Origin of the sequence: Cucumibacter marinus DSM 18995 (genome assembly GCF_000429865.1) — a bacterium.
GTDB classification, from domain to species: Bacteria; Pseudomonadota; Alphaproteobacteria; order Rhizobiales; family Devosiaceae; genus Cucumibacter; species Cucumibacter marinus.
Window position 1 is genome coordinate 176,012 of sequence record NZ_AUCR01000011.1, and the last position, 26,829, is coordinate 202,840.

The 26,829-nt window shown below is 62.6% G+C and carries 24 protein-coding genes; 19 read left to right on the plus strand and 5 right to left on the minus strand.

The features are described 5' to 3' along the window. The first annotated feature begins 2 nt into the window (after positions 1-2). From sucC to lpdA, 11 genes are all read left to right on the plus strand, one after another. A complete protein-coding gene (gene sucC, locus G489_RS0109060) occupies positions 3-1,205 on the plus strand; it encodes an ADP-forming succinate--CoA ligase subunit beta (protein ID WP_029041280.1) in 1,203 nt (400 codons plus the stop codon). Continuing rightward, positions 1,202-1,558, plus strand: a complete 357-nt coding sequence (locus G489_RS0109065; RefSeq protein ID WP_029041281.1) for a hypothetical protein — start codon at positions 1,202-1,204, stop codon at positions 1,556-1,558. Before sucC ends, G489_RS0109065 begins: the two co-directional genes overlap by 4 nt. Next, a complete protein-coding gene (locus G489_RS0109070; RefSeq protein WP_029041282.1) occupies positions 1,555-2,211 on the plus strand; it encodes a hypothetical protein in 657 nt (218 codons plus the stop codon). The genes G489_RS0109065 and G489_RS0109070 overlap by 4 nt, the downstream gene beginning before the upstream one ends. A 114-nt stretch (positions 2,212-2,325) precedes the next feature. Then, complete coding sequence (gene sucD, locus G489_RS0109080) at positions 2,326-3,240, plus strand: succinate--CoA ligase subunit alpha (protein ID WP_029041283.1); 915 nt, start codon at positions 2,326-2,328, stop codon at positions 3,238-3,240. A gap of 140 nt (positions 3,241-3,380) precedes the next feature. Continuing rightward, positions 3,381-6,362, plus strand: a complete 2,982-nt coding sequence (locus G489_RS0109085; protein WP_029041284.1) for a 2-oxoglutarate dehydrogenase E1 component — start codon at positions 3,381-3,383, stop codon at positions 6,360-6,362. A 36-nt stretch (positions 6,363-6,398) separates the two neighbouring features. Further along, complete coding sequence (gene odhB / locus G489_RS0109090) at positions 6,399-7,658, plus strand: 2-oxoglutarate dehydrogenase complex dihydrolipoyllysine-residue succinyltransferase (protein ID WP_029041285.1); 1,260 nt, start codon at positions 6,399-6,401, stop codon at positions 7,656-7,658. A gap of 116 nt (positions 7,659-7,774) precedes the next feature. Continuing rightward, the gene (locus G489_RS0109095; protein WP_029041286.1) at positions 7,775-8,236 is read left to right on the plus strand and encodes a hypothetical protein; all 462 of its coding nucleotides are present in this window, start codon (positions 7,775-7,777) and stop codon (positions 8,234-8,236) included. After that, positions 8,236-8,628, plus strand: a complete 393-nt coding sequence (locus G489_RS0109100) for an MAPEG family protein (protein ID WP_029041287.1) — start codon at positions 8,236-8,238, stop codon at positions 8,626-8,628. The genes G489_RS0109095 and G489_RS0109100 overlap by 1 nt, the downstream gene beginning before the upstream one ends. Further along, a complete protein-coding gene (locus tag G489_RS0109105; RefSeq protein ID WP_029041288.1) occupies positions 8,625-9,263 on the plus strand; it encodes a LysE family translocator in 639 nt (212 codons plus the stop codon). The genes G489_RS0109100 and G489_RS0109105 overlap by 4 nt, the downstream gene beginning before the upstream one ends. Positions 9,264-9,286: 23 nt before the next feature. After that, a complete protein-coding gene (locus G489_RS0109110) occupies positions 9,287-9,727 on the plus strand; it encodes a VOC family protein (RefSeq protein WP_029041289.1) in 441 nt (146 codons plus the stop codon). A gap of 34 nt (positions 9,728-9,761) precedes the next feature. Continuing rightward, complete coding sequence (lpdA, locus tag G489_RS0109115; RefSeq protein WP_029041290.1) at positions 9,762-11,168, plus strand: dihydrolipoyl dehydrogenase; 1,407 nt, start codon at positions 9,762-9,764, stop codon at positions 11,166-11,168. Between the two features lie 86 nt (positions 11,169-11,254). On the opposite strand, the gene G489_RS0109120 is transcribed toward lpdA, so the two are convergent. From G489_RS0109120 to G489_RS0109135, 4 genes are all read right to left on the minus strand, one after another. Further along, complete coding sequence (locus G489_RS0109120) at positions 11,255-12,289, minus strand: TraB/GumN family protein (protein ID WP_051332466.1); 1,035 nt, start codon at positions 12,287-12,289, stop codon at positions 11,255-11,257. Positions 12,290-12,315: 26 nt separating this feature from the next. Further along, positions 12,316-13,308, minus strand: a complete 993-nt coding sequence (locus G489_RS0109125; protein ID WP_029041292.1) for a DMT family transporter — start codon at positions 13,306-13,308, stop codon at positions 12,316-12,318. A gap of 240 nt (positions 13,309-13,548) precedes the next feature. Next, the gene (locus G489_RS0109130) at positions 13,549-14,556 is read right to left on the minus strand and encodes a hypothetical protein (RefSeq protein ID WP_029041293.1); all 1,008 of its coding nucleotides are present in this window, start codon (positions 14,554-14,556) and stop codon (positions 13,549-13,551) included. 101 nt (positions 14,557-14,657) lie between these two features. Further along, the gene (locus tag G489_RS0109135) at positions 14,658-15,590 is read right to left on the minus strand and encodes a tyrosine recombinase XerC (protein ID WP_029041294.1); all 933 of its coding nucleotides are present in this window, start codon (positions 15,588-15,590) and stop codon (positions 14,658-14,660) included. Positions 15,591-15,678: 88 nt separating this feature from the next. On the opposite strand from G489_RS0109135, the gene G489_RS0109140 reads away from it, so the two are divergent. Next, a complete protein-coding gene (locus G489_RS0109140) occupies positions 15,679-17,853 on the plus strand; it encodes a primosomal protein N' (RefSeq protein ID WP_029041295.1) in 2,175 nt (724 codons plus the stop codon). On the opposite strand, the gene G489_RS0109145 is transcribed toward G489_RS0109140, so the two are convergent. Then, positions 17,813-19,159 (minus strand): MFS transporter, encoded by a 1,347-nt coding sequence (locus G489_RS0109145; protein WP_245578858.1) that lies wholly within the window; start codon positions 19,157-19,159, stop codon positions 17,813-17,815. The two genes, G489_RS0109140 and G489_RS0109145, sit on opposite strands and share 41 nt — an antisense overlap. A gap of 146 nt (positions 19,160-19,305) precedes the next feature. On the opposite strand from G489_RS0109145, the gene G489_RS0109150 reads away from it, so the two are divergent. The 7 genes from G489_RS0109150 to G489_RS19815 form a co-directional block, all read left to right on the plus strand. Further along, positions 19,306-19,704: a MerR family transcriptional regulator gene (locus tag G489_RS0109150; RefSeq protein ID WP_342667638.1), complete on the plus strand. Its 399-nt coding sequence runs from the start codon at positions 19,306-19,308 to the stop codon at positions 19,702-19,704. Positions 19,705-19,987: 283 nt separating this feature from the next. Next, a complete protein-coding gene (locus tag G489_RS0109155; protein ID WP_029041298.1) occupies positions 19,988-20,548 on the plus strand; it encodes a F0F1 ATP synthase subunit delta in 561 nt (186 codons plus the stop codon). Further along, complete coding sequence (atpA, locus tag G489_RS0109160; protein ID WP_029041299.1) at positions 20,548-22,080, plus strand: F0F1 ATP synthase subunit alpha; 1,533 nt, start codon at positions 20,548-20,550, stop codon at positions 22,078-22,080. The genes G489_RS0109155 and atpA overlap by 1 nt, the downstream gene beginning before the upstream one ends. A 21-nt stretch (positions 22,081-22,101) precedes the next feature. After that, positions 22,102-22,977, plus strand: a complete 876-nt coding sequence (locus tag G489_RS0109165) for a F0F1 ATP synthase subunit gamma (RefSeq protein ID WP_029041300.1) — start codon at positions 22,102-22,104, stop codon at positions 22,975-22,977. Positions 22,978-22,998: 21 nt separating this feature from the next. Continuing rightward, complete coding sequence (atpD, locus tag G489_RS0109170; RefSeq protein ID WP_029041301.1) at positions 22,999-24,444, plus strand: F0F1 ATP synthase subunit beta; 1,446 nt, start codon at positions 22,999-23,001, stop codon at positions 24,442-24,444. Between the two features lie 24 nt (positions 24,445-24,468). Beyond that, the gene (locus G489_RS19810; protein WP_051332468.1) at positions 24,469-24,891 is read left to right on the plus strand and encodes a F0F1 ATP synthase subunit epsilon; all 423 of its coding nucleotides are present in this window, start codon (positions 24,469-24,471) and stop codon (positions 24,889-24,891) included. Between the two features lie 310 nt (positions 24,892-25,201). Next, positions 25,202-26,829 (plus strand): HAMP domain-containing protein (locus G489_RS19815; RefSeq protein WP_051332469.1); only part of this gene is annotated, 1,628 nt, incomplete at its 3' end.

A 26,829-nucleotide genomic window follows, 5' to 3' on the forward strand; every position in this document is an offset into this window, starting at 1 on the left:
TCATGAATATCCATGAATACCAGGCCAAGGCCCTGTTGAAGGATTACGGCCTGCCGGTCGCCAAGGGCGTGCCGATCTTTGAGGCCGGCGAAGCGCGCAAGGCCGCCGAACAGCTCGGCGGTCCCCTTTGGGTGGTCAAGAGCCAGATCCATGCCGGCGGGCGTGGCAAGGGCAAGTTCAAGGAACTCGGCCCGGACGCCAAGGGCGGTGTCCGGCTGGCGTTCTCGATGGACGAGGTCGACGCCAATGTTGCCGAGATGCTCGGCAACACGCTGGTCACCAAGCAGACCGGGCCCGATGGCAAGCAGGTCAACCGGCTCTATCTCGAAGACGGCGCCGATATCGACCGCGAGCTCTATCTCTCGATCCTGGTCGACCGCAGCACCGGCAAGGTGGCTTTTGTCGCCTCGACCGAGGGCGGCATGGATATCGAAACGGTGGCCGAAGAGACCCCGGAGAAGATCCTGACCCTGCCGATCGACCCCGAAGCCGGGGTGACCGAGGCGGATGCGGCCAAGCTGTGCGACGGGCTCAAGCTCGGCGGTGCGGCGCGCGAAGACGGCATGACGATCTTCCCCACGCTCTACAAGGCGTTCGTTGAGAAGGACATGAGCCTTCTGGAAATCAATCCGCTGATCGTCATGAAGGACGGTCATTTGCGGGTGCTCGATGCCAAGGTGTCGTTCGACAACAATGCCATGTTCCGCCATCCCGATCTCGCCGAGTTGCGGGATCTGTTGGAAGAGGACGAAAAGGAAATCGAGGCGTCGAAATACGACCTCGCCTATGTCGCGCTCGACGGCAATATCGGCTGCATGGTCAATGGCGCGGGCCTGGCGATGTCGACCATGGACATCATCAAGCTTTATGGCGCCGAGCCGGCCAACTTCCTCGATGTCGGGGGCGGGGCGAATGCCGAAAAGGTCACCGCCGCGTTCAAGATCATCACCGCGGACCCCAATGTGAAGGGGATCCTGGTCAACATCTTCGGCGGCATCATGCGCTGCGATGTGATTGCCGAAGGGGTGTTGCGGGCGGTCAAGGAAGTGGGGCTTTCGGTGCCCCTCGTCGTCCGGCTCGAAGGCACCAAGGTCGCCGAAGGCAAGAAGATGATCGATGAGAGTGATCTCGACGTCATTTCCGCGGACGATCTCGACGATGCCGCGCAGAAGATCGTCAAGGCTGTCGGGGGAGCGGCGGCTTGATCATCGAGCTCGTCACGCTCGGCGCCGGTATCGTTCTGGCACCCCTTCTGCTGTTCGTGTTCGCCAAGGGGCTGTGCAGCCACCGGCGGCGCGGTTTCTTCATCGGCCTCGGGCTGGGGCTGGGGGTCATTGCCTGCCTCGCCGGTGCGGGGCTGGTGCTCAGCCTGATGCTGGCCGCCGATAATGAGGCGGCGTGTCTTGGACAGGGGTTCGCGTTCAATTGCGACGATGCCTATCTGATCACGACGCTGCCGCTGACGGCGGCGATCATGGCGGGCCTGTTGTTTACGGGCGGGGCCATGGCGTTGCGGTATTTCAAGGTGCATCAACACGCGGAAAGCCATCACCGATGACCGCGTTTCACAGGGCAGCCACCATTACAGGACTATCCCTGACCCTGACGGGGACGCTCTCGGGTGCGGCGCTGGCCGGGCCGGTGACGGACCTATTCGCCTCGGTGTGCCTCACCGATGCCCGATTCGATTTTTCGGATCTGATGGCCAAGGCGGATGAAGAGGGCTTCATCGAGGATGCCGTCAATGTCGACCCGGAGCTCGAAAGCCTGATCGCCGTGATACGGGACCAGGCCGAAGACCCGGAATTCGAGGGCTATTCGACCGAGATCGCGATCTACAAAAAAACGGTCGAAGACCGGCTCTACCATCTCATTGTCGACAGGGTGTCGGACAATGCGACCGACTATGAGCCGTTCACGCTGATCGGCTGCTATGTCTATGATTTCGATGCCACCGAGATCGCCGACCCCGCGGAGGTGACGGCGCTGCTCGAGCATCCGGTTTCGCACAACACGCTCGACGAAGGCGACTTCAAGGCCGACCCGGCGCGGCTCGTCAGCTATGTGTGGGGGCCGCCGCCCAAATTCCCCCGGCAATTCGACACCTATCTCACCTTCATTCCCGAAGGCAGCGATGTCGTCGAGACAACCGGCTTTTCCGGGCTTGTTCTCAAGACCGTCACCTCGGAGCCGAGCGAGGCAGAGCAATGATGGTGCGAATGCGCCCGCCGGGCTTTCATCTGCAGACACAAAGTTCCACACTGACCATCACGGCCTTCGGCGCGGTGACTGGCGGCGCGACGAAAGAGGATTAAGGAAACCGACATGTCCATTCTGGTTGACAAGAATACCAAGGTTCTCGTTCAGGGGCTGACCGGCAAGACAGGCACGTTTCACACCGAGCAGGCGCTGAGCTATTTCGGCACCAAGATGGTCGGGGGGGTTCACCCCAAAAAGGGTGGCGAGACCTGGACCGGTCATCTCGAAGACGGCTCCAGCGCCGACCTGCCGGTATTCGCCACGGTCGCCGAAGGCAAGGAAGCGACAGGGGCCAACGCGTCTGTGGTCTATGTGCCGCCCGCAGGGGCCGCTGCCGCGATCATCGAGGCGATCGATGCGGAAATTCCGCTTATCGTGTGCATCACCGAGGGTGTGCCGGTTCTCGACATGGTCAAGGTCAAGGCGCGGCTTGAGAAGTCGAATTCGCGGCTGATCGGCCCGAACTGCCCGGGCGTTCTGACGCCGGAGGAATGCAAGATCGGCATCATGCCGGGCAATATCTTCAAGAAGGGCTCGGTCGGCATCGTGTCGCGCTCGGGGACGCTGACCTATGAGGCGGTGTTCCAGACCACCAATGCCGGGCTCGGCCAGTCGACAGCCGTCGGCATTGGCGGTGATCCGGTCAAGGGGACCGAGTTCATCGACGTTTTGGAGATGTACCTTGCCGATCCGGAAACCGAATCCATGATCATGATCGGGGAAATCGGGGGCACCGCTGAAGAAGACGCGGCCCAGTTCCTGATCGATGAAGCCAAGAAGGGCCGCAAGAAGCCGACCGCCGGGTTCATCGCCGGGCTGACCGCTCCTCCGGGCCGCACCATGGGCCACGCCGGCGCCGTGATTTCGGGCGGCAAGGGCGGTGCCGAAGACAAGATAGCGGCCATGGAAGCGGCCGGGATCGCGGTTTCGCGCTCGCCGGCGCGCATCGGTGACGCTTTGGTGAACAAACTCAAGGGTTGATCGGGACTTCAACCGGTCTCATGTTAACGCCATGGTGAAGACGATGGCGTCAATTTGAACTCTCCGCCGCGCGCCCGGGTTCGGGCGCGCCAGTCAATGCCCGAGCTAGGGAAGACGGGGCCAAACCTCGCCGCTTTATGATGACCAGACAGGAACAGAACGAAGCGTTCCTCAATACCTCCTTCCTTTACGGCGGAAATGCCGCCTATATCGAAGAGCTCTATGCCCGCTACAAAGATGATCCCGCCAGCGTTGACGAGACGTGGCGGTCTTTTTTTGAGCGACTGGCCGACGATCCGGCCAATGTCAAAAAGAGCGCCGAGGGCGCCTCGTGGAAGCGACGGGACTGGCCGCGGGTTGCCGGGGACCTGATTTCGGCGCTCGACGGGGATTGGGGCGATCTGCCCGAAAAGGCCGAGAAGGCGGTCACCGCCAAGGCCGAGGCCCGGGGCGAGGTCGTCACCGACGAGGCGGTGCAGCAGGCCACCCAGGATTCGATCCATGCGATCATGATGATCCGCGCCTATCGGATGCGCGGGCATCTGCATGCCGATCTCGATCCGCTGCATCTGCGCGAAGTCGAAGATGCGCCCGAGCTTGACCCGGCGAATTACGGGTTCACCGAGGCCGATTTCGACCGCAAGATCTTCATCGACAACTATCTCGGGCTCGAATTCGCCACCATCCCCGAGATGCTCGATATTCTCAAGCGCACCTATTGCTCGACCATGGGTGTCGAGTTCATGCATATCTCCGACCCCGAGGCCAAGGGCTGGCTGCAGGAGCGCATCGAGGGGCCGGACAAGGCCATCGAGTTCACGCCCGAAGGCAAGAAGGCGATTCTCAACAAGCTCGTCGAGGCCGACGGGTTCGAGAAATTCCTCGATGTCAAATATACCGGCACCAAGCGCTTCGGGCTCGATGGCGGCGAGGCGGTCATCGCCGCGCTCGAACAGATCATCAAGCGCGGCGGGGCGCTAGGGCTCAAGGATATCGTGCTGGGCATGGCCCATCGCGGCCGGCTCAACGTCCTCACCCAGGTCATGGGCAAGCCGCATCGCGCGCTGTTTCACGAATTCAAGGGTGGCGCCTTCTACCCCGACGATGTCGAGGGTTCGGGCGACGTCAAATACCATCTCGGCGCGTCCTCGGACCGCGAGTTCGACGGCAATACCGTCCATCTGTCGCTGACCGCCAATCCCAGCCATCTCGAGATCGTCGATCCGGTGGTGCTGGGCAAGGCCCGCGCCAAGCAGGACCAGCACAATGCGGTCAATGGGAAGTTCGTGCCGCCGGTCAAGGTCGACCGGCTGCCGGTGCTGCCGCTGATCCTGCACGGGGATGCGGCTTTCGCCGGTCAGGGCGTGGTCGCCGAATGTTTCGGGCTTTCGGGCCTCAAGGGTCACCGCACCGGCGGGTCGATCCATGTGGTGATCAACAACCAGATCGGGTTCACCACCTCGCCGATCAATTCGCGCTCTTCCCCCTATCCCACCGATGTCGCCAAGATGATCGAGGCGCCCGTGTTCCACGTGAACGGGGACGATCCCGAAGCGGTGGTCTATGCCGCCAAGGTGGCGATCGAGTTCCGCCAGAAGTTCAAGCGCCCGGTGGTGATCGACATGATTTGCTATCGCCGGCACGGGCACAATGAAGGCGATGAGCCCAGCTTCACCCAGCCGCTGATGTACAAGTCGATCCGCCAGCACAAATCGACGCTGGAGATCTATGCGCAAAAGCTCGTGGATGAAGGCACGATGACCGAAGCCGACGTCCAGAAAATGAAGGACGACTGGCGCGCGCATCTCGATGGCGAGTTCGAATCCTCGGAGAGCTACAAGCCCAACAAGGCGGACTGGCTCGACGGCGCTTGGAAGAACATGAAGCTCGCCGAGATCGACGGGCCGCGCCGCGGCAATACCGGTGTCGAGAAGGACATGCTGGTCAAGATCGGCACCTCGCTCAACACCCCGCCAGACGATCTCAATGTGCACAAGACGGTGCGGCGTTTCCTCAATAATCGCCTCAAGATGTTCGAGACCGGTGAGGGGATCGACTGGGCGATGGCGGAATCGCTGGCCTTCGGGTCGATGGTGATGGAAGGCAATCCGGTCCGGCTGTCGGGTCAGGATGTCGAACGCGGCACTTTCTCGCAGCGCCATACCGTTCTGCACGACCAGGAGACCGGGGAGACTTACACGCCGCTCAATAATCTCGATCCCGACCAGGCGCGCTACGAGGTCATCAATTCGATGCTCTCGGAAGAGGCGGTGCTCGGTTTCGAATATGGCTATTCGCTCGCCGAGCCGAATGCGCTGACCCTGTGGGAAGCCCAGTTCGGTGATTTCACCAACGGGGCGCAGGTGGTCATCGACCAGTTCATCTCCTCGGGTGAGCGCAAATGGCTCAGAATGTCCGGCCTCGTCCTGTTGCTGCCGCATGGCTATGAGGGTCAGGGTCCCGAGCACTCCTCGGCCCGGCTCGAGCGGTTCCTGCAGCTTTGCGCCGAAGACAATATGCAGGTGGCGAACTGCTCCACCCCGGCGAACTATTTCCACATCCTTCGCCGCCAGCTCAAACGCGACTTCCGCAAGCCGCTGGTGCTGATGACGCCGAAATCGCTTCTGCGCCACAAGCGCTGCGTTTCGACGCTTGACGAGTTCGGCGCCGATTCCACCTTCCACCGGCTGTTGTGGGACGATGCGGAAACCCCGGGCAAGACCACCTCGATCAAGCTGCAGGAAGACGACAAGATCCGCCGCGTCATCCTGTGCACAGGCAAGGTCTATTACGATCTGCTCGAGGACCGCGAGAAGCGGGGCGTTGACGATGTCTATCTGATGCGGCTTGAACAGCTCTATCCGTTCCCGGCAAAGGCACTGCATGACGAGTTGACCCGCTTTCCGAATGCGGAAGTGGTATGGTGCCAGGAAGAGCCCAAGAATATGGGGTCCTGGGCCTTCATTCAGCCCTATGTGGAATGGGTGCTCGACCAGATGGGGCGGAGCGGCGAACGTCCGCGCTATGTCGGCCGGGCTGCGGCCGCCTCGCCTGCTACCGGCCTGATGCGCACGCATCTGGCCCAGCTCGAGGCGTTTCTCGAAGAAGCTTTCGCGAGTTAGCGGACAACCAGAATTCGGAAATCAAGGAAGTACTTCATGTCTACCGACATCAAGGTCCCCGCGCTGGGTGAAAGCGTCACCGAGGCCACGATCGGACAATGGTTCAAGAAGGTCGGCGATTCGATCGATGCCGACGAACCGGTGGTGGAACTCGAGACCGACAAGGTCACGATCGAAGTCCCGGCGCCTGCCGCCGGCACGCTCGAAGCCATCTCCGCCAATGAAGGCGAAACCGTCGAGGTCGGCGCGCTGATCGGCGCCATCGCCGAAGGGGCAGGCAGTGGTTCATCGGCCCCTGCCGCCGCCAATGAGGACAAGGCCGAGGAAAAGACCGAGGAAAAGGCAGAAGCCAAGCCCGCCGCGTCTTCGAACGGCTCGGGCGAGATGCCGCCTTCGCCGGCCGCCGGCAAGCTGATGGAAGAAAAAGGTCTCTCCAAGGACGATTTGTCCGGTTCGGGCAAGCGTGGACAGATCCTCAAGGAAGACGTTCAGGCCGCCGAAGCCAAACCCGCTTCGTCCAAGCCGGCCGCCGCGAAATCGTCGCCGGCGCCTCAACCCGCATCGGCCCCGCGCGCGCCGGTCGCCCAGGAAGACGAGGTCCGCGAAGAGCGGGTCAAGATGACCCGGCTGCGCCAGACCATCGCCCGGCGTTTGAAGGATGCGCAGAACACCGCTGCCATGCTGACGACTTTCAACGAGGTCGACATGAAGCCGGTCATGGATCTCAGGAAGCAGTACAAGGACCTGTTCGAGAAAAAGCACGGCATCAAGCTGGGGTTCATGGGCTTCTTCTCGAAGGCCGTGACCCATGCGCTCAAGGAGATCCCGGCCGTCAATGCCGAGATCGATGGCGATGAGCTGATCTACAAGAACTACGCCCATATCGGGGTGGCCGTGGGGACCGACAAGGGCCTCGTGGTGCCGGTGGTGCGCGATGCGGATCAGATGACGATCGCCGAGATCGAAGCGGAGATCGGCCGGCTGGGCCGCGCTGCACGCGACGGGCAGTTGGGCATGGCCGACATGCAGGGCGGCACCTTCACCATCTCGAATGGTGGCGTTTATGGCTCCTTGATGTCGACCCCGATCCTCAATGCCCCGCAATCGGGCATTCTGGGCATGCACAAGATCCAGGAGCGTCCGGTCGTGGTGAACGGCCAGATCGAGATCCGCCCGATGATGTATCTGGCGCTCTCCTATGACCACCGGATCGTCGACGGCAAGGAAGCGGTGACCTTCCTTGTGCGCGTCAAGGAAAGCCTCGAAGATCCGCAGCGCCTGATCCTCGATCTCTAGCGGATCGCCGCCAGGGCAAGGGTGTGACCATGTGGTCTCGGCATGCACTCGTGACAATCGGGTTGGCGGGTCTTTTGAACCTGCCAACCACGTCTTTGGCTGCGGACTGCGCCCTCATGCATGCCCGCTACACCGAGCCGACCAGTGGCATGGTGCTGCAATTCATTCCTTACGAGTTCCGCAAGGCGCACACGCCAAGCACGTCGAGCCTTTTTACCCTCACTCTGCCGGGTGAGGACGAACCGGTCTTTGCTGGCGAAGTCAGCTGGAATATGGGCTGGTCGCGGCCCAATGGCATGCTGACCCCGCCCGGGTGCCTCGATGAGGAGCCGGCGGAGACCGAAGAGGAGGCGATGGGGCCCGATTTCGAGGGCTGCACGATCTGGGAAGGGGTGGTCTATGCGCTGGGGGATGAGGGCATCACGCCATTGCCGGCAGAAGAATCCGATCCGGCACCGCGCCAGGTCCTGCTGACCGATCTCGGCCGTACGCTGCGCTACGGGGTCTGGGACTATGACCGCTTCCAGGGTGACATCCTCGCCGACGACGTCTTCACGCTCGATGGGTGCGCAAGCTGATGTCGGTAGAACTGACCTGCCTGTTCTGGAGCACCTTGCTGGCGCTGATTTATCTCAGTACGCAGACCTTTTACCGAAAGGCCGAACTCGGCGTATTGCAGGATGTCGGGCCGCGCGACAATGAACAACAGGTCCGTGGCAAGGTGGCCGGGCGGGCCGACCGGGCATGGCGGAATTTCCAGGAGACCTGGCCGGCTTTCATCGCGCTTGTGGTGGTGATCGAGTTTTCGGGGGCGAGTGATGTCTTCACCCAGTGGGGTGCGATGGTTTACCTCGCCTTCCGCGTGGTCTATCTGCCGCTCTATCTGATCGGGGTGCGCTGGCTTCGTACCTTTGCCTGGAACATCGCCACCGCCGGTATCGCGGCCATGTTTGTGGGGGTGCTGATATGACCGGGTTCAACTGGGCCGAATACCTCGCGCTGATGGCGGTGTTCGGGATCGGGGCGGTCTCGCCCGGGCCGGATTTTGCCATGGTACTGCGCCAGTCGATTGCCCATGGCCGTGCGCCCGCGATCGCGACCAGCGCCGGCATCGCTTCCGCGATCTTCGTGCATGGCGCCTATACCATTCTGGGGCTCGGGCTTGTCATCGCGCAATCGTTATGGCTGTTCACGGCGCTCAAGTTTATCGGCGCCGCCTATCTGTTGTGGCTGGGCATTTCCGCGCTTCGCGCCCCCGCGCCGACTCCGCCTCAGGATATCGACGCCCCGGCCCGCCGCACCATGCCGCTGGGGACAGCCTATCGTATCGGCTTCCTGACCAATCTCTTGAACCCCAAGGCTGTCCTGTTCTTCCTGTCGCTGTTCACCACCCTTGTCAGCGCCAAGACTTTGGTCGTCGCGCAGGGATTCTATGTCGGCTCGATGGCGGTGATGCTGTTCGTCTGGTTCGCGCTGGTCTCGGTGTTCTTCACCACGCCCGCTGTCAGGGGGGTGTTCTATCGGCTCGGGCAGTGGTTCAATCGGTTGACGGGGCTGGCGCTGATCGCGCTTGCATTGCGTGTAGCCCTGACACAGCGACACTGATCCCAACCGGGACGGAGAGGGCCATGAGCAACACACCGGCTTCGGGCGCGACAACGCCGATCCAGACCTATCTGACTGTCAATGATGCAAGAGCCGCCATCGATTTCTATCAGCGCGCTTTCGACGCGGTCGAGATCATGCATCAGGACCACGAGGCAAGCGGCAAGGTCATGCATTCAACCCTCGCCCTGTTTGGCGGGCATATCATGCTCTCGGATCAATTCGAGGGGCATGACGAACCGGTCAGGGGGCCGAAACATCTTGGCGGCACCAGCGTGACGCTGCATATCAATCTCGACAGCCCAGACCGGGTGGATGCGGTGATGGAGAAGGCTGCGCGGGAAGGCGCGACCATCACCAGACCCGCTGAAGCCATGTTCTGGGGCGCCTATTACGGACGACTGATTGACCCGGCCGGGCATTCATGGTCATTCGCCGCCGAGGGCGGTGATGACGCCGGCTGAGCACAAATGAAAAGACGGCAAGGAGAGTAGCGCGATGGCGGAACAGTTCGATTTGACGGTGATCGGCACGGGCCCGGGCGGGTATGTCTGCGCCATTCGCGCCGCCCAGCTCGGTATGAAGGTGGCGGTTATCGAAAAGCGCGATGCGCCCGGCGGCACCTGCCTCAATGTGGGCTGCATTCCGTCCAAGGCCCTGTTGCACACCACCGAGCTCTACGAAGAGGCAAGCAGCCATTTCGAGACCTTCGGCATCGATATCGGCAAGCCGCGGATTAATCTGCCGGCGATGATGCGGCACAAGGCCGACACGGTGGATGCCAACACGTCGGGTGTCGAGTTCCTGTTCAAGAAGAACAAGATCACCCATTTCCACGGGACCGGCTCCATCGAGGGGCCGGGCAAGGTCGTGATCAATGACGAAAAGGGCGACCGCCAGACCATCGAGACCAAGAACATCGTGATCGCCACGGGGTCGGAATCGATGCCGTTGCCGGGCGTCGAGACCGATGAAAAGCGGATCGTGACCTCGACCGGCGCCCTCGAACTCGAAAAGGTGCCGGGCAAATTGCTGATCGTCGGTGCCGGTGTGATCGGGCTCGAACTCGGCTCGGTCTGGGCGCGGCTCGGGGCGGAAGTCACCGTCGTCGAATTCCTTGACCGGATCTTGCCGGGTATGGATGGCGAGGTCGGCAAGCAGTTCCAGCGCCTGCTGCAGCGTCAGGGCTTCACTTTCAAGCTCGGTACCAAGGTCACTGGCGTCGATGCCGACGGGGATACGCTCAAGGTCTTCACAGAGCCGGCCCAGGGCGGGGACACCGAACAGATCGATGCGGATATCGTGCTGGTGGCCATCGGGCGCCGGCCTTTCACTGAAGGGTTGGGTCTGGAAGAAGCCGGGGTCGAGCGCGACGAGCGCGGCCGGGTCAAGACCGACGAGCATTTCAAGACCAATGTCGATGGCATCTATGCGATCGGTGATGTGATCACCGGCCCGATGCTGGCGCATAAGGCCGAGGATGAAGGCGTTGCCGTTGCCGAGATCCTTGCCGGGCAGGCCGGGCATGTGAATTACGGGGTGATCCCCTCGGTGGTCTACACCAGTCCCGAGATTGCCGCGGTCGGCAAGACCGAGGAAGAGCTGAAGGCCGACGGGGTCGAATACAAGGTCGCCAAGTTCCCCTTCACCGCCAATGGCCGCGCCAAGGCGATGCTGGCCAAGAACGGGTTCGTCAAGATCCTCGCCGACAAGAAGACCGACCGCGTGCTCGGCGCGCATATTGTCGGGCGTTCTGCCGGCGAGCTCATTCACGAGCTTTGCGTCTTGATGGAGTTCGGCGGATCGGCGGAAGACCTCGCACGGACCTGCCACGCGCATCCGACTCTGTCAGAAGCTGTCCGCGAAGCGGCGATGGCAGCAAATGACGGGCCGATCCATATGTGATTGGCCGCGGCCGTCTCGAGTTGACGAGAGCCGTAAATGAGGGCCGGGGATTCCGCCCTCGTTTACGGCTCCATTTTTTTTCGGGATCAGCGCGGAATCGGGATCGGGGTCACGGTGTAACCGCGCTCCCGGAAATGGCGGACGAGCCCGGTTTCGCCGGGCAGGTGCAGCGCGCCGACGGCGATGAAGGCATTGCCCTTGTCGATCAAAGGCGCTGCGCTCTCGGCCATGCCTTCATTGCGCACGGTGATCAGCTTCTCCTCGAATTCGGCCATTTCGCCGTCAATTGCCGCGCTTTCTGCGGAAAATGCGACAGTTAGGGGCAAAACCACACCGATATCGCCCGAGAGATAAAGCGCGGTGATGGTGTCCTGCAGCGCATCGAGATCGCCTTGGGCGGAGAGCTCGGCGAGGTCGGCGAGAGACGCCACGAAGAATTCCTCCGAGATGCCGGTAATGGCTTCGAGCTGGTCCTGCATGGTCTCGAGCCCGATCACCGTCTTTCCGGTGTTCAGGGCACGTTTTTCGAGCACACCGTCAAGGGGCGTGGCCCCGCCTGCCTGAAGGGCGAATTCGCAGGCCGAGGTGGCCAGCATCGTGGTCACGATCCAGGGCTGCAGCGGTTCGATCGAGGCCAACGGCACCCCGCGCGCGGCCAGTGCGTTCTCGAGGGCCGCCGCCTCGTTCGCTTCCAGCCGCGAGGTAATCGTGGTGCCGTCAAGCGCGACCAGCAGGCCTGGATTCGAGGCCATCAACTGCCCCAGAAGCTGGGGGTCGTCGGCGTTGACGACCTCAACCGCGAGCGTGTCGATGGTCTCGAATGCGTTCTCGACCGGGGCCGGCAGATCGAGCACGCGCTCGTCGGCGACATGCAGGGTCCCGAACAGATAGGAGGGGGCGACGCCTTCCGCCTCGATGCGCCAGAACAGGCTTTCGGTATTGGGTGTAGCGGCGGCCTCGGCGGCGATTTCAGCGTATAATGCAGGGTCTTCGGTCTTTAGCCGGTCATAGACATTTTCGCTGACGCAGCTCTGGGCGAAGGCCGTGCCGGGCATGGCGATGGCGAGAGCGGATGCGGCCAGGCCGGCTAGCCGGGTGAGACTGGAAAGGCTGTCGCGCATGAGGACTCCTTGTTGTCGCGCCCCGCTCACAGCGACGGCGGCCTGGGGGTGCGGGGGCGGCGCTCCGCCCGGCTGAACCAGATGGCACCGGCGATCACCAGGGCGGTACCGACGGCATGGTAGACCGTAAAGGCTTCGCCCAGAATCGTCACGGCCAGGAAAATGGTGGCGACGGTTCCGAAATTGCCCATGGTCGCCGTGGCGCGGGCGCCAATCCGCGATATCGCATTGTTCAAGAAGAATGATGGCAACACCGTGCCCACCACGCCTAACGCCAGCCCGTAGAGATAGGCGTTGGCCGTCAGGCCCGTGAGATCGTCGAGACTGCCGCGCACACCCGAATAGGCAATGGCGACGGCACCGGCCGAGGTCATGGCGATGCAGGTGAACATCAGCGTGCCAAGGTGGGTCATCGCCCGTTTGGCGAGGTGCTGGTAGAGCGCAAAGACCAGCCCGGCAGCCAAGACCAGCAGCGTGCCTTCGATCAGCCCGTCCGGATTGACCGCGAGGTTCCAGCCGAACAGGGTCACGATGCCCATATAGGACAGAGCCATGGCGGGGATGACGCCCCAGCGCATCTTGTCGCCAAAGAACCAGACTCCCAGCGCCAGCGTGAAAAAGGGATAGGTCAGCAAGACCAGCCGCTCATATTGGGCGGTCACGAATTCGAGGCCCAGGAAATCGAGATAGCTGGCGAGGAAGTAGCCCAGCGCCCCAATGCCGCAGGCGGCCACGATGGTGCGCGGGGTGAGGGTGAGCCCGGTGGTGCGGCCGCGCGCAAGGGCGGTTGCGGCAATGGCCAGGTAGATCGGCACGGCCACGATCATACGCAGCGCGACCACCTGATCGGCGGTGGCGCCTTCGGCATAGGCCAGCTTGATGAACACGCCCTTGGTCGAAAAAAGAACCGAACCGAGAATGGCGATGCCGAAGCCGATCCAGTCGAGACGCTCGAGGGCGGGGGCCTGACCCCGGGGCTGAGAGGGGTTTTGCGGCGGGGTGACGGTTCTGTCGGCCATGGGGTCTCTTTCAGGGCCCGGCACACCGCGCCCGAAACCGAACCGGACGACCGGCCCCAGGCGCATCGCGCTCGGGCCGGTTGGGATTGTCGTCAGATGTGAAAATCCGCCCCGGCCATGGAAATGCCGAGGAGCCAAATTGCGCCGGTGATCGGAGCGGGGCGGTTGTTCATGGATGAAGCGGTACCAGCCCCATGCGACACTGGCAAGACGCCAGTGCCGTCATGAGGCAGTCTACGGTCACTGCTCGCCTGCGCGCAGGGTGATGGTGCCTGCACGGTAGGCGGCGGCGCAATCGCTGGCGTCGCGCTTTCGGTCCTCTTCGAGCAGTGGTGTGGTGGTCATGCCGGATCCCTCGAAGCGCGGGTCGTCGCACTCGCCGTCATTGGACCAGGTGCCGGAATCATCTCCGAAGTCGATCCCGTCAACCGTTTCTCCGGTGCTCACTTTTTCGCGCCAGGTCAGATCGCCCTTTTCGAACGCCGTGCGGCAATCGGTGGCGTCATGGCCGACATCGCTGTCGAGCAGGGGGGTGTCGGTCATGCCCGGGCCGACAAAGCGCATGTCGTCGCATTCGCCGTCATTGGAGAAGATGCTGGCATCATCGCCGAAATCGCCAATGGCAATGTCGTCGGGACCCGAACTGGTCGTCGGGCCGGCGGAGCCCTCTGTCTTTTGTGCCGGCCCATCCGGGCGCAGCGTCAATTCACCGGCATTGAAGGCCGTACGGCAATCGGTGGCGTCATGGCCGATATCGCTGTCGAGCAGGCGGGTGGTGGTCATGCCGGGCCCTTCAAACCGGCCATCGTCGCACTCTCCGTCATTGGAAAAGAGGCTGGCATCATCGCCGAAGTCGATATCCGGTTCGCCGGCATTGCCGGGCTCGGCACCGGTCGGAACGGTTTCGGCGCTGTCGTCTTCCTCGGGCGCGGTCGGAGCGGCAGGCATGCCGCCCCCCGTCCCGGCCTCAGAGGGAGCGTCGCCGGCCAGCGTCACCCGGCCATCCTCGAAGGCCTTGCGGCAATCATCGGCGTCGTGGCCCCGATCGGCGTCGATGGCGCCGGAAGATGCCGCACCCGGGCCGGTGAAACGGGGGTCATCGCATTCCCCGTCATGGGCCCAGATACTTTCATTGTCACCAAAATCGATGGCGGGGTCCTGCGCGAAACCTGGATGGGCCAGCGCCAGCGCGAGGCCAGTGGCAAGGAGCACAGGACGCAGCGTGGTCAGGGACAAACAAAAGGGCATGGGCAATCTCCGCTCGGTCGAACAAAGACTAGCCCTGCGCGGTAACCGGTTGCAATTGTCCGGGCCCTTTTTGTGTCAGGCCCTTACAAGCCGGAATGCGGCTACTGGCGGGGATGGGCCTTGAGATAGGCTTCTGTCAGTCGGGCCGCATCGATCCTGGTGTAGATCTGGGTGGTCGAAAGCGAGGCGTGGCCCAAGAGTTCCTGGATCGCGCGCAGGTCGCCGCCATGGGCCAGAAGGTGGGTGGCAAAGGAATGCCGGAGCGCGTGCGGAGTGGCGGAAGCCGGCAGGCCGAAGGCGGACCGCAGCCATTCGGTCTTTTTCTGGATGATGCGGGGTGACAGGGGGCCGCCGCGGACGCCGCGGAAAACCGGCTCGTCGGCGGAAGGCGCGAAGGGACAAAGACGGCGATACTCGGCAATGGCATCGCGGATCGCCGGCAGCACGGGGACAAGGCGGATCTTGCCGCCCTTGCCGGTGACACGGATGGCGCCGGTATCGCCCAGGTCCGCCGGGGTCAGCGCCAGGGCTTCGGCGATGCGTAAGCCGGCTCCATAAAGCAGGGACAGGACTGCCATATCCCGCGCCTCGACCCAGGGGGCGGCGCCCGAATCGGCCAACTTGCTTGTCAGGGTGAGGGCTTCGGTCTCGGTCAGGGCCTTGGGCAGGCTGGGGGACTTCTTCGGCGCGCGGATTGCGGCCACGGCATCCCCCGTTGCAAGCCCACGGCGCTCGAGAAAGGCAAAAAAGGATTTGATACCCGACAAGCCTCTCGCCAGTGAACGCGAGCCTGCGCCCTGTTGCCGGCGCGTGGCCATGAAGGCGCGGATATCGGCGGGGCGCAGGGATTTGAGCGTTTCGAGCGAAACCGGACCGCCGGTGTGCCCGGCGAGGAAGGTGAGGAACTGGGTCAGGTCTCGATGGTAGGCGACAAGCGTGTTGTCGGCGACGCGGCGCAGCCGGGTCAGTTCGTTTTGCCAGGCCTTGATGAGGTCGGTGACTTCAGCGTTGGCGGGGACAAGAATCTCGTTCATGGTTCCGCTCTTATCAAACAGGGGTGAATCATTGCCAAATGGCGCTCCTTGTTCAACCGCCTCAATTCTGGAGCCTGGCGCCGGTTCTATGGAAATCGCCCCGCAAATCGTTGCCGTGATGGTGTCGGTGGCTGTTGACGGCCCCTATTCCTATCGCGTGCCCGAGGGCATGGAGGTCACCCGCGGGTCGGTCGTGGCGGTGCCGCTGGGACCCCGCCATGTGATCGGGGTGGTCTGGGGCGAGCCGAAAGACAAGATCGCGCATAACCGGCTGCGCGATGTTGCCGAAGCGTTCGACCTGCCGCCCCTGCCCGAAGACCTGCTGCAGCTCGTCGATTGGGTGTCGCGCTATACGCTGGCACAGCCAGGCATGGTTGTGCGTTCGATCATCCGGTCGCGCGAGGCGCTCGATCCCGAACGCATGGTCACCGCCTATCGGCTCGACGGGCCACCGCCCGAGCGGATGACCGAGGCGCGGCGCAGGGTTCTCGAATTGATGGAAGACACCCCCGGCCAGGCCTGGGCCAAATCTGCGCTTGTCGGGGCAAGCGGGGTCAGCCCCTCGGTCATCGAAGGGCTGGCCAAGGCCGGTACGCTTGAAATGGTCGAGACCCGTCCGCCTCCCGTGGTGCGGGCGCCGGAACCCGATTTCGCGCCGTCCAAACTCAGCGCCGAACAGGCGGCGGGGCTTGCCGCGATGCCGCCGGCGGACGTTCGCGAATTTGGTGCGGTGCTGCTCGAAGGGGTCACCGGTTCAGGCAAGACCGAAGTCTTCTTCGAGGCCGTGGCGGATACGCTCAGGGCCGGGCGCGAGGCGCTGATCCTGTTGCCGGAAATCGCGCTGACCCCGATGTTTCTCGACAGGTTCGAGGCGCGGTTCGGACACCGGCCGGGCGAATGGCATTCGGACATGACGCCGGTGCAACGGGCGCGGATGTGGCGGGCGGTGGCGCGTGGCGAGGTCAAGGCGCTGATCGGCGCGCGTTCGGCGCTGTTTCTACCCTTTCCCGATCTGGGGCTGATCGTGATCGACGAAGAACACGACAGCGCCTTCAAACAGGCGGACCGGGTCAATTATCACGCGCGGGACATGGCGGTTGTGCGCGCCTCGCTCAACAAAGCGCGGATCATTCTGAGTTCGGCCACCCCTTCAGTCGAATCGCGCAACAATGCCGAGCACGGGCGCTACACCCATGTGCGCCTCAAGAGCCGGCACGCGGAAGCGGCGATGCCAGACATTGCCGCAATCGACATGCGGTCGGAGGGGCCAGAGCGCGGGCACTGGATTGCACCCAAACTCGCCGAAGCGATCGAGAAGGCGCGGGAGCGTGAAGAACAGGTCCTGCTGTTTCTCAACAGGCGGGGTTACGCGCCGCTGACCTTGTGCCGGGCATGCGGCTATCAATATCAGTGCCCGGATTGTTCGGCCTGGCTTGTCGAGCACCGGTTCCGGGGCGTTCTCGCCTGTCATCACTGCGGGCACGAAATCCGGCGGCCCGAGACCTGCGGGCAGTGCGGGGCGGAGGATTCACTGGTTGCCGTCGGGCCGGGGATCGAGCGGATCGCCGAGGAGGTGGCCGAACGGTTCCCCGATGCACGGCGGGTGATCCTGTCCTCGGATATGGGCGCGATCGGGCAGGTGCGCGAACGGCTCGCCGAGATCGCACGGGGCGACTATGACGTCATCATCGGCACCCAGCTCGTTGCCAAGGGACACCATTTCGAGCGGCTCAATCTTGTCGGGGTGATCGATGCGGATCTGGGGCTGGCGCATGGCGATCCGCGCGCGGCGGAAAAGACCTGGCAGATCCTGACCCAGGTCACCGGCCGGGCGGGGCGCGCCGGGCAACATGGCCGGGCACTCCTGCAGACCTATGTGCCCGAGCATCCGGTGATGCAGGCGCTGGTGGCTGGCGACACGGAAGCCTTTTACCGGCATGAATTGACGAGCCGGGAGGCGGCGGGGCTGCCACCTTTCGGGCGGCTCGCGGCCCTGATCGTATCGGGGAACGATCATGACGAAGCTTTCGGGCTGGCGCGGGCGCTGATGCAGGCGGCGCCGGCGGCAGAAGGGGTGCGCCTGTTCGGTCCCGCCGATGCGCCGGTCGCCATGGTCAGGGGGCGGCACCGGATCCGGCTTCTGGCGCAAAGCCCCAAGGCCTTCGATCTTTCCGCCTATGTGCGGTTCTGGCTCGAGAACGCGCCGCAGGCGAGCGGCAATCTCAGGATACAGGTCGATATCGATCCGATGAGCTTTTACTGACCAGGGCAAATACCGCCAGGCCCGTTGCGGCAGCCACCATCAGCGCGGCGAGCCCGAACGTGGTCTGGAATGCTGCGCGCACCGTATCCTGCGTTGCCGCCGGGCCGCGCGCCGCAACAAAGACGAAGGTCATCAGCGCGGTGCCGGTCAGAAGCCCGAGATTGCGCGAGAGATTGAGAAGTCCCGAGATCAGGCCGCGTTCGGATGGCGCGGCATGGTTCATCACCCGGGCGTTGTTGGCGGCCAGAAAGGCCTGGTAGCCCGGTGGCATCAGGGTGGCGGCGACGACATAGCCGGGCAGGCCGAAATGCGCAGGCAGGACGACGAGGCCGAGCGCGCCGAGCAGCATCTGGGCAAGCCCAACAACGGTCATGATGTTCGCGCCGAAGCGGTCGGTCAGCTTTCCGGCGGGAATTCCGGTCAGCACCGAAACGATCGGCCCTGTCGACATGACGATGCCCATGGCCGCCGCGCCGAGGCCGAGGCCATCGATGAGAAAGAAGGGGCCGACCACCAGGGTTGCCATCATGACGATGGCGACAAGGAAATTCATCAAAAAGGACCGGATGAGCGTCGCGTCGCCTAGCGCTGTGACCGGGATCAGCGACGAGGGGCTGCGGCGCTCGATGGCCAGAAAAAGAAACGCAGCCAAGAGGGCGACGGCCATGAGGCCGAAAGCCTGCGGGCCGCCGTTGGTCATGGCCAGGCTAAAGGCCGCGAGGGTAGCGGCCAGAACGAGCGTGCCCAGCCAATCATATTGCAGGACACGGGAAGATTGCGCGGACGCGGCGGCTTGTTCACGCGGCAGGCCTTTATGCAGGAGCAGCGCAGTCAGTACGCCGAGCGGGATCATTACGATGAAAATGGCCTGCCAGCCGAAGCCGGCGATCAACAGGCCGCCTGCGGAAGGTCCAAGCGCTGTGCCGATGGCCGAACTGGCGCCCAATAGCCCCATCGCCAAGCCGGTGCGTTGCTCAGGGATCGCCTCACGGGCGACGGCCATTGTAAGGGCCACGAGAAAGGCGGCGCCGGTGCCCTGGATCGCGCGTGCAGCGATCAGCACGCCGATCGAGGGTGCAAGGGCGCTCAGCGTTGCGCCGAGGGTGAAGACACAGACGCCAGCGATCAACAGATGACGGCGGCCGAGCATGTCACCGAGCCGGCCCGCCCCTACGATCGCTACGGTCATGACCAGCATATAGGCCAGCAGCGCCCATTGGACGGTGGACACCGGTTCATCGAAACGCTCGGTCAGAGCCGGCAAGGCGACGGTGACGATGCTCATGCCCAGGGAGGCCGTGATCATGGCAAGGACCAGCCCGGACAGGGCGGGCCATGAAGTTTGAGAGCGAGAATGCGGTGAGCTCAGGCGAGTCATCACAACCATCCTTGTATTCGGATTCCGGTTTCGGATAGGCTACGAACTCAAGTGCACTTGAGGTCAAGCGCGAAATGGCAGCATTGAATTTGATCGATATCGGAGAAGTGACCCGTCGCTCCGGGCTGGCCGCCTCGGCTCTGCGTTATTATGAGGAGCTGGGGCTCATCCGATCGGTGAGGCGGCGGGGGCTGCGGCGGCAATATGAGCCGGATGTACTCTTGCAGCTCGATCTGATCGGGCTCGCGCGGGAGGCAGGGTTTTCCCTTGCCGACATCGCCAGCATGCGCGATGCTAAGGGGCGCACCGAGTTTCCCCGTGACGAATTGCGGCGTCGCGCCGCCAAAATCGAAAGTAAGATCAGGGATCTGGAAGCGCTCAAAGACATGCTGTTGCACATGGCGGACTGTCCTGCGCCGTCTCATCTGGACTGCCCCAGTTTCCGCAAACTGCTTGAGGGTTCGGGGCGGTAACGGTTTCCGGTTGACCGGAATCGACCCGATTGTGCGCGCCGAACTTGGCAGGCTCAGGCTCGGTCTATCTTCAACGGGAGATCGGTCTGCGACAAAGCGGCCCCCAAATGCGCTGCCGGGCTCTATTGCGCGGGTCATGGCGCTATGTTAGAGGGTCCCGGACATTTTGAGGGGCTCCCCATTTGACGGGGAGCGATGGCTTCAATTCACGACCGAATTCAACCCTTGAAACCGCCCGGAAACCGGGCCGGATCGGTCGAAAGAGAAACGGGGATCTGAGGCGTTGAGCTCGAAAAATTCCGCGCTTGCCCATATTGCGCGCCCCTATGCCACGGCGCTGTTCGACCTGGCGAACGAATCCGGCTCGCTCGATGCGGTCGAAGGCGATCTCGTGGCCCTGACCGATCTGATCAACGAAAGCGATGATTTCAGCCGCTTCCTGCGCAGCCCCGTTATCGACGGTGGCGACAAGCGCGCGGTGATCGATCAACTCATTAACAAGGGCGATATCGGCGGTGTGTCCGCCAATTTCCTCAAGCTCGTGGCGCGTAACGGCCGCCTGTTCGCGCTTGGCGCCATTATCTCCGAGTTCCGCGAGATGGCAGCCGATGCGCGTGGCGAGCTGACCGCCTCGGTGACCTCGGCCTCGCCGCTCACCGATGAGCAGGAAAAGGCCCTGGCCGAGGCCCTCAAGGCCAAGCTCGGCAAAACTGTTTCGCTCGACAAACAGGTCGATGCGTCCCTGATTGGCGGGCTGATCGTTCAGGTCGGCTCCCAGATGATCGATTCTTCGATAAGAACAAAACTGACAGCCATGAAGATCGCGATGAAAGAGGTCGGCTAATGGATATCAAAGCGGCGGAAATCTCCGCCATCCTGAAAGAGCAGATCAAGGATTTCGGCAAGGAGGCCCAGGTCTCCGAAGTCGGCCAGGTGCTCTCTGTGGGTGACGGCATTGCCCGTGTGTATGGCCTCGACAAGGTGCAGGCCGGCGAGCTCGTCGAATTCCCTGGCGGCATCAAGGGCATGGCGCTGAACCTTGAAAGCGACAATGTCGGCGTCGTGATCTTCGGTTCCGACCGTGACATCAAGGAAGGCGACACCGTCAAGCGGACCGGCGCCATCGTTGACGTGCCGGTGGGCAAGGGTCTTCTCGGTCGCGTGGTCGATGCGCTTGGCAATCCGATCGATGGCAAGGGCCCGATCGAGTCGGACCATCGCTCGCTTGTCGACGTGAAGGCGCCGGGCATTCTGCCGCGCAAGTCGGTGCATGAGCCGATGTCGACCGGCCTCAAGGCCATCGATGCGATGATACCGATCGGCCGCGGCCAGCGCGAGCTGGTGATTGGCGACCGTCAGACCGGCAAGACCGCGATCCTGCTCGACACGATCCTCAACCAGAAGCCCGCACATGACGAGGGCCGGACCGACGATCAGCTGTTCTGCATCTATGTGGCCGTTGGCCAGAAGCGTTCGACGGTTGCCCAGTTCGTGAAGATCCTCGAAGACCGTGGCGCGCTCGATTATTCGATCGTCGTCGCCGCGACCGCTTCGGATCCGGCACCGATGCAGTTCCTGGCCCCGTTCGCCGGCTGCGCCATCGCCGAATATTTCCGCGACAATGGCATGCATGCCGTGATCGGCTATGACGATCTGTCCAAGCAGGCCGTCGCTTACCGCCAGATGTCCCTGCTGCTTCGCCGTCCGCCGGGACGTGAGGCGTTCCCGGGCGATGTGTTCTATCTGCACTCGCGCCTTCTCGAACGCGCTGCGAAGCTGAACGAAGACCATGGTGCCGGTTCGCTGACCGCGCTGCCGGTCATCGAAACCCAGGCGAACGACTTGTCCGCCTACATCCCGACCAATGTGATCTCGATCACCGACGGCCAGATCTTCCTTGAGACCGATCTGTTCTTCCAGGGCATCCGCCCGGCGGTGAATGTGGGTCTGTCGGTGTCGCGCGTGGGCTCCTCGGCCCAGATCAAGGCGATGAAGCAGGTTGCCGGTTCGATCAAGGGCGAGCTCGCCCAGTATCGTGAAATGGCCGCCTTCGCCCAGTTCGGCTCGGACCTCGATGCCGCAACCCAGCGTCTGCTCAATCGCGGTGAGCATCTCGTCGAACTCTTGAAGCAGCGTCAGTTCTCGCCGCTCAAGACCGAAGAGCAGGTCGCGGTGATCTATGCCGGCGTGAATGGCTATATCGACGATCTGCCGATCAAGGATGTGCTGCCCTTCGAGAAGGCTCTTTTGAGCACGCTTCATTCGAAGCATCAGGACATTCTCGATGCGATCGCCACCGAGAAGACCATTACCGACGAGATCAAGGAAAAGCTGACCGGCGTCCTTGATGCATTCAAGAAGACCTTCACCGCCTAAGGGCAAGGGAGCTGTGGCAACATGCCCTCATTGAAGGAACTCAAGAACCGGATCTCCTCGGTCAAGTCGACCCAGAAGATCACCCGCGCCATGCAGATGGTGGCGGCTGCCAAACTGCGGCGTGCTGAAGAAGCCGCCGCGGCCGGCCGTCCCTATGCGGAACGGATGAATGAGGTTCTGACCGGTCTCGGCGCGGCCTATCAGGGGCGCGCCGATGCGCCCAAGCTGTTGGGTGGCACCGGCTCGGACGACACGCATCTGGTGGTCGTGGCCACTGCCGACCGCGGGCTTTGCGGGGGCTTCAACTCCTCCATCGCCAAGTTGGCGCGCGACCATATCCGCGACCTCAAGAAGACCGGCAAGACCGTCAAGATCCTGTGCGTCGGCAAGAAGGGCTATGATATCCTTCGCCGGCTGTATAAGGCGGACATCGTCGAGATGATCTCGCTGCGCGACGTCAAGACGTTGCGCTATTCGAACGCCCAGGAGATCGGCGAGAAGGTGCTCGCCATGTTCGAGGCCGGCGAGTTCGATGTGGCGACGCTGTTCTATTCGAAATTCAAGTCGGTGATCTCGCAGGTCCCGACGGCCCAGCAGCTCATTCCGGCGCAGTTCGACGCCGATGACGCTGACGGCGATACGCTCGAATATGACTACGAGCCCGATGAGGAAGCGATCCTGCGCGATCTGCTGCCGCGCAACGTATCCGTCCAGATCTACTCGGCGCTGTTGGAAAACGGTGCTGGCGAGATGGGCGCCAAGATGACGGCCATGGACAATGCGACCCGGAATGCGGGCGACATGATCGACAAGCTGACGCTCAGCTACAACCGCCAGCGTCAGGCGCAGATCACCAAGGAACTCATCGAAATCATTTCGGGCGCCGAGGCGCTCTAAAGGCATCACGAGGTTAGAAACATGGCAAATGACAAGAAGGTCGGGCGCATTGCCCAGGTGATCGGCGCCGTGGTGGACGTCACCTTCGACGACGGCCACCTGCCGGCCATTCTCAACGCGCTCGAAACCGACAACAATGGCAACCGGCTGGTTCTCGAGGTTGCTCAGCACCTCGGTGAAAACACTGTCCGCACCATCGCCATGGACACCAGTGAAGGCCTGGTGCGCGGCGCTGAAGTGGTGGATACCGGCGACTCGATCCGGATCCCGGTGGGCGACGGCACGCTTGGCCGCATCATGAACGTGATCGGCCAGCCGATCGATGAGGCCGGTGAGATCCCGTCCGAATCCCGGCGTCCGATCCACGCGGAGGCACCCGAATTCGTCGAGCAGTCCCCGGAAGCCGAAATTCTCGTGACCGGCATCAAGGTCGTCGACCTGCTGGCGCCTTACGCCAAGGGCGGCAAGATCGGCCTGTTCGGCGGCGCCGGCGTGGGCAAGACCGTGCTGATCCAGGAGCTGATCAACAACGTGGCCAAGGCCCATGGTGGCTACTCGGTGTTTGCCGGGGTTGGCGAGCGGACCCGTGAAGGGAATGACCTTTACTGGGAAATGATCGAATCCGGCGTGAACAAGGACCCCAAGGAGAACAATGGTTCGACCGAAGGCTCCAAGTGCTCGCTGGTGTTCGGCCAGATGAACGAACCCCCGGGGGCCCGTGCCCGTGTGGCGCTGACCGGCCTGACCATTGCGGAAGAGTTCCGCGACAAGGGCCAGGACGTGCTGTTCTTCGTCGACAACATCTTCCGCTTCACCCAGGCCGGTTCGGAAGTGTCCGCGCTGCTCGGTCGTATTCCTTCGGCGGTGGGCTATCAGCCGACCCTGGCGACCGACATGGGCGCGATGCAGGAACGCATCACCACCACCACCAAGGGTTCGATCACCTCGATCCAGGCCGTGTACGTGCCGGCGGACGATTTGACCGACCCGGCGCCTGCGACGACCTTTGCTCACCTTGACGCGACGACCACGCTGAGCCGTGCGATCTCGGAAAAGGGCATCTATCCGGCGGTTGACCCGCTCGATTCTTCCTCGCGTATGCTGGACCCGGCGGTTGTCGGCGACGAGCACTACCAGGTTGCCCGTTCGGTGCAGGAAGTGCTGCAGCGCTACAAGTCGCTCCAGGACATCATTGCGATCCTGGGCATGGACGAACTGTCGGAAGAAGACAAGCTGGTCGTGGCCCGCGCCCGCAAGATCGAACGCTTCATGTCGCAGCCCTTCCATGTGGCGGAAACCTTCACCGGCAAGCCGGGCGTCTTCGTTGAACTCAAGGACACCATTGCGGCGTTCAAGGGTCTGGTCGCCGGCGAATACGATCATCTGCCGGAAGCAGCGTTCTACATGGTCGGCACGATCGACGATGCAGTGAAGCTCGCCCAGCAGCTTGCTGCCGAAGCTGCCTAACCGACGAACAGAACGAGGGCTTCAATGGCCGACGGGATCAAAATCGAAATCGTCTCTCCCGAACAGCTTGTGCTGTCGGAGACCGTCAAGTCGGTCACCGTTCCGGGCACGGAAGGCTATTTCACGGTGATGGGCGATCACGCTCCCACCATGACGACGCTGAAGCCGGGGTTCGTGACGGTCGATGGCGATGGCGGCGAGCGCTGGTACTATGTCCGTGGCGGTTTCGCCGAAGTGTCGAGCGGTACGCTGACGGTGCTGGCGGAACAGGCCAAGACCGGCAATGACTTCGAGCGTTCGGAAATCGAAGCCGAAATCACCAAGGCCCAGGAAGCACTGAGTGCTGCACAGAGCCTTGAGGACAAGGATGCTGCCCAGTACCTGCTCGACGGCTGGTCGAACCTGATGATGGAAGCACAGCATTTCGATATTGGTGCTGCGCACTAACAAAGCGTTTGACCAATTCGAACAATCTTTGAACGCCCCGGCCTCCGGGGCGTTTTTTTGTGCGCGAAAGGGATTTGGTGCAAACTTTCACCAATAGTAACCCCGATCATAAGCGGAATAACGCAATTTTAAGCACCGTGAGCGTTACATGGCGGTAAGGACCATCTGGTCCGGGAAGGCGGTGCCGGCTGTGTGGAAGCCGGGACGCCGGTTGGGGGATCTCAGGGACCGTATTTGAGGGTGGTCCAGTTCTCTGCCTGCGCATACGTGCGTGCCCGTCCCGGCCAGCCAACGACCAGGGACTTTGACCATGCAAGTGTTGAATCGATTCAAGCTCGCCCACATTCTGCCGGCCATTCTCGTCGGCATGGCATTGATTGTGGGGGTGGGGATCGGCGTAGCGAGTTACCAGATCAGCTCGGGCACCGTAACCAAGCTGACTGAAACCAAACTCGAAACCATCGCGCAGGCGCGCTCCAAGCAGATCGAGGAGTACCTGGCCGATCTGAAGCTCGACATCCTCGGCTTTGCCAACAATCCGGCAACCACAGATGCGCTTCGAGATTTCAAGACTGCCTGGTCACGCATTGATGGCGATCACGCCCAGCAGCTTCAGGACGCCTATATCGCCAACAATCCCAACCCGGCCGGGCAGAAGCAATTGCTCGACAAGTCCGATGCCGGGCTGTGGTATGACGTCATGCATGAGCGTAACCACCCCTATTTCCGCAAGCTTGCGGACGAGCGGGGCTATTACGACGTGTTCATCTTCGACGCAGAAGGCAATCTGATCTATTCGGTCCACAAGGAATCCGACTACGCCACCAATTTCGCAGAGGGCGGTGGCAAGTGGGCGGACACCGACCTGGGCAAGGCCTATCGCCGCGCCCTCAATCTCGGACCGGCCGAAGTCGCCTTCTATGACCTGAGTGCCTATGCGCCCAGCGATGGCATACCGGCCAGCTTCATCTCCGCGCCGATCTACGACAAGAACGGTCTGGTCGAGGGCGTGTTTGCGGTCCAGATTCCCGTCGATCGCATCAACGACATCCTCAACGAACGCTCCGGCCTCGGCGAAACCGGCGAAACCATCATGGTCGGCGAAGACTCGCTGATGCGTAATGAATCGACCTTCACCGAGGAAACAGACGCGCTCAAGACCGAGATCAACGACGAAATCGTCACTCAGGCCCTGATCGGTGAGATCGGCCACGAGGTGATCAACCTGCATCGCGGGCAACCCATGTTCGCCGCCGCGGTACCGGCCGTTTTCGAGGCCAGTGGCTGGGCAATTGTGTCGATGCAGTCCCAGGAAGAGGCCTTTGCTCCCCTGACCGACATGCGTAACGCGCTGATCGCCATGGGCGGCATCCTGCTGGCCATCGCAGCGGCGCTATCCTTGCTGATCGCCCGTCTTATCAGCCGTCCGATCACCAAACTGACCGGCACGATGCAAGAAATCGCCGAAGGCAATTTCGAAGTCGAAGTCGCCGGGGCGAACGGCAAGGACGAAATCGGTGCCATGGCCCGCGCGGTCGAAGTGTTCCGTGAGAACGGCATCAAGGTCGCCCAGATGACCGAGGAAGAAGCCGAGCGGCTCGAACGAAACAGGATCGAGCGCGCCCGGATGATGACCGAATTGCAGAATGCATTCGGCGAGGTCGTTGACGCGGCGGTCGCCGGGGACTTCACCAAGCGGGTCACCGCAGAGTTCCCCGATGCCGAACTCAATCAGCTCGCGGGCTCGGTCAACAATCTGGTCGAGACCGTCGATCGCGGCCTTGGCGAGACCGGCCAGGTCCTCGCGGCCCTGGCGCAGACCGATCTCAACCAGCGGGTCGAGGGTCACTATCAGGGCTCGTTCCTCAAGCTCAAGGACGACACCAATGCGGTTGCCGACAAGCTCGTCGAAATCGTTGGTCAGCTCCGCGACACCTC

Bases quoted from the DNA above. Each gene is read 5' to 3' on its own strand.
- sucC (WP_029041280.1), top strand. From the start codon at position 3: ATGAATATCCATGAATACCAGGCCAAGGCCCTGTTGAAGGATTACGGC.
- G489_RS0109070 (WP_029041282.1), top strand. From the start codon at position 1,555: ATGACCGCGTTTCACAGGGCAGCCACCATTACAGGACTATCCCTGACC.
- sucD (WP_029041283.1), top strand. From the start codon at position 2,326: ATGTCCATTCTGGTTGACAAGAATACCAAGGTTCTCGTTCAGGGGCTG.
- G489_RS0109085 (WP_029041284.1), top strand. From the start codon at position 3,381: ATGACCAGACAGGAACAGAACGAAGCGTTCCTCAATACCTCCTTCCTT.
- odhB (WP_029041285.1), top strand. From the start codon at position 6,399: ATGTCTACCGACATCAAGGTCCCCGCGCTGGGTGAAAGCGTCACCGAG.
- G489_RS0109095 (WP_029041286.1), top strand. From the start codon at position 7,775: ATGCATGCCCGCTACACCGAGCCGACCAGTGGCATGGTGCTGCAATTC.
- G489_RS0109100 (WP_029041287.1), top strand. From the start codon at position 8,236: ATGTCGGTAGAACTGACCTGCCTGTTCTGGAGCACCTTGCTGGCGCTG.
- G489_RS0109105 (WP_029041288.1), top strand. From the start codon at position 8,625: ATGACCGGGTTCAACTGGGCCGAATACCTCGCGCTGATGGCGGTGTTC.
- G489_RS0109110 (WP_029041289.1), top strand. From the start codon at position 9,287: ATGAGCAACACACCGGCTTCGGGCGCGACAACGCCGATCCAGACCTAT.
- lpdA (WP_029041290.1), top strand. From the start codon at position 9,762: ATGGCGGAACAGTTCGATTTGACGGTGATCGGCACGGGCCCGGGCGGG.
- G489_RS0109120 (WP_051332466.1), bottom strand. From the start codon at position 12,289: ATGCGCGACAGCCTTTCCAGTCTCACCCGGCTAGCCGGCCTGGCCGCA.
- G489_RS0109125 (WP_029041292.1), bottom strand. From the start codon at position 13,308: ATGGCCGACAGAACCGTCACCCCGCCGCAAAACCCCTCTCAGCCCCGG.
- G489_RS0109130 (WP_029041293.1), bottom strand. From the start codon at position 14,556: ATGCCCTTTTGTTTGTCCCTGACCACGCTGCGTCCTGTGCTCCTTGCC.
- G489_RS0109135 (WP_029041294.1), bottom strand. From the start codon at position 15,590: ATGAACGAGATTCTTGTCCCCGCCAACGCTGAAGTCACCGACCTCATC.
- G489_RS0109140 (WP_029041295.1), top strand. From the start codon at position 15,679: ATGGAAATCGCCCCGCAAATCGTTGCCGTGATGGTGTCGGTGGCTGTT.
- G489_RS0109145 (WP_245578858.1), bottom strand. From the start codon at position 19,159: ATGATCACGGCCTCCCTGGGCATGAGCATCGTCACCGTCGCCTTGCCG.
- G489_RS0109150 (WP_342667638.1), top strand. From the start codon at position 19,306: ATGGCAGCATTGAATTTGATCGATATCGGAGAAGTGACCCGTCGCTCC.
- atpA (WP_029041299.1), top strand. From the start codon at position 20,548: ATGGATATCAAAGCGGCGGAAATCTCCGCCATCCTGAAAGAGCAGATC.
- G489_RS0109165 (WP_029041300.1), top strand. From the start codon at position 22,102: ATGCCCTCATTGAAGGAACTCAAGAACCGGATCTCCTCGGTCAAGTCG.
- atpD (WP_029041301.1), top strand. From the start codon at position 22,999: ATGGCAAATGACAAGAAGGTCGGGCGCATTGCCCAGGTGATCGGCGCC.
- G489_RS19810 (WP_051332468.1), top strand. From the start codon at position 24,469: ATGGCCGACGGGATCAAAATCGAAATCGTCTCTCCCGAACAGCTTGTG.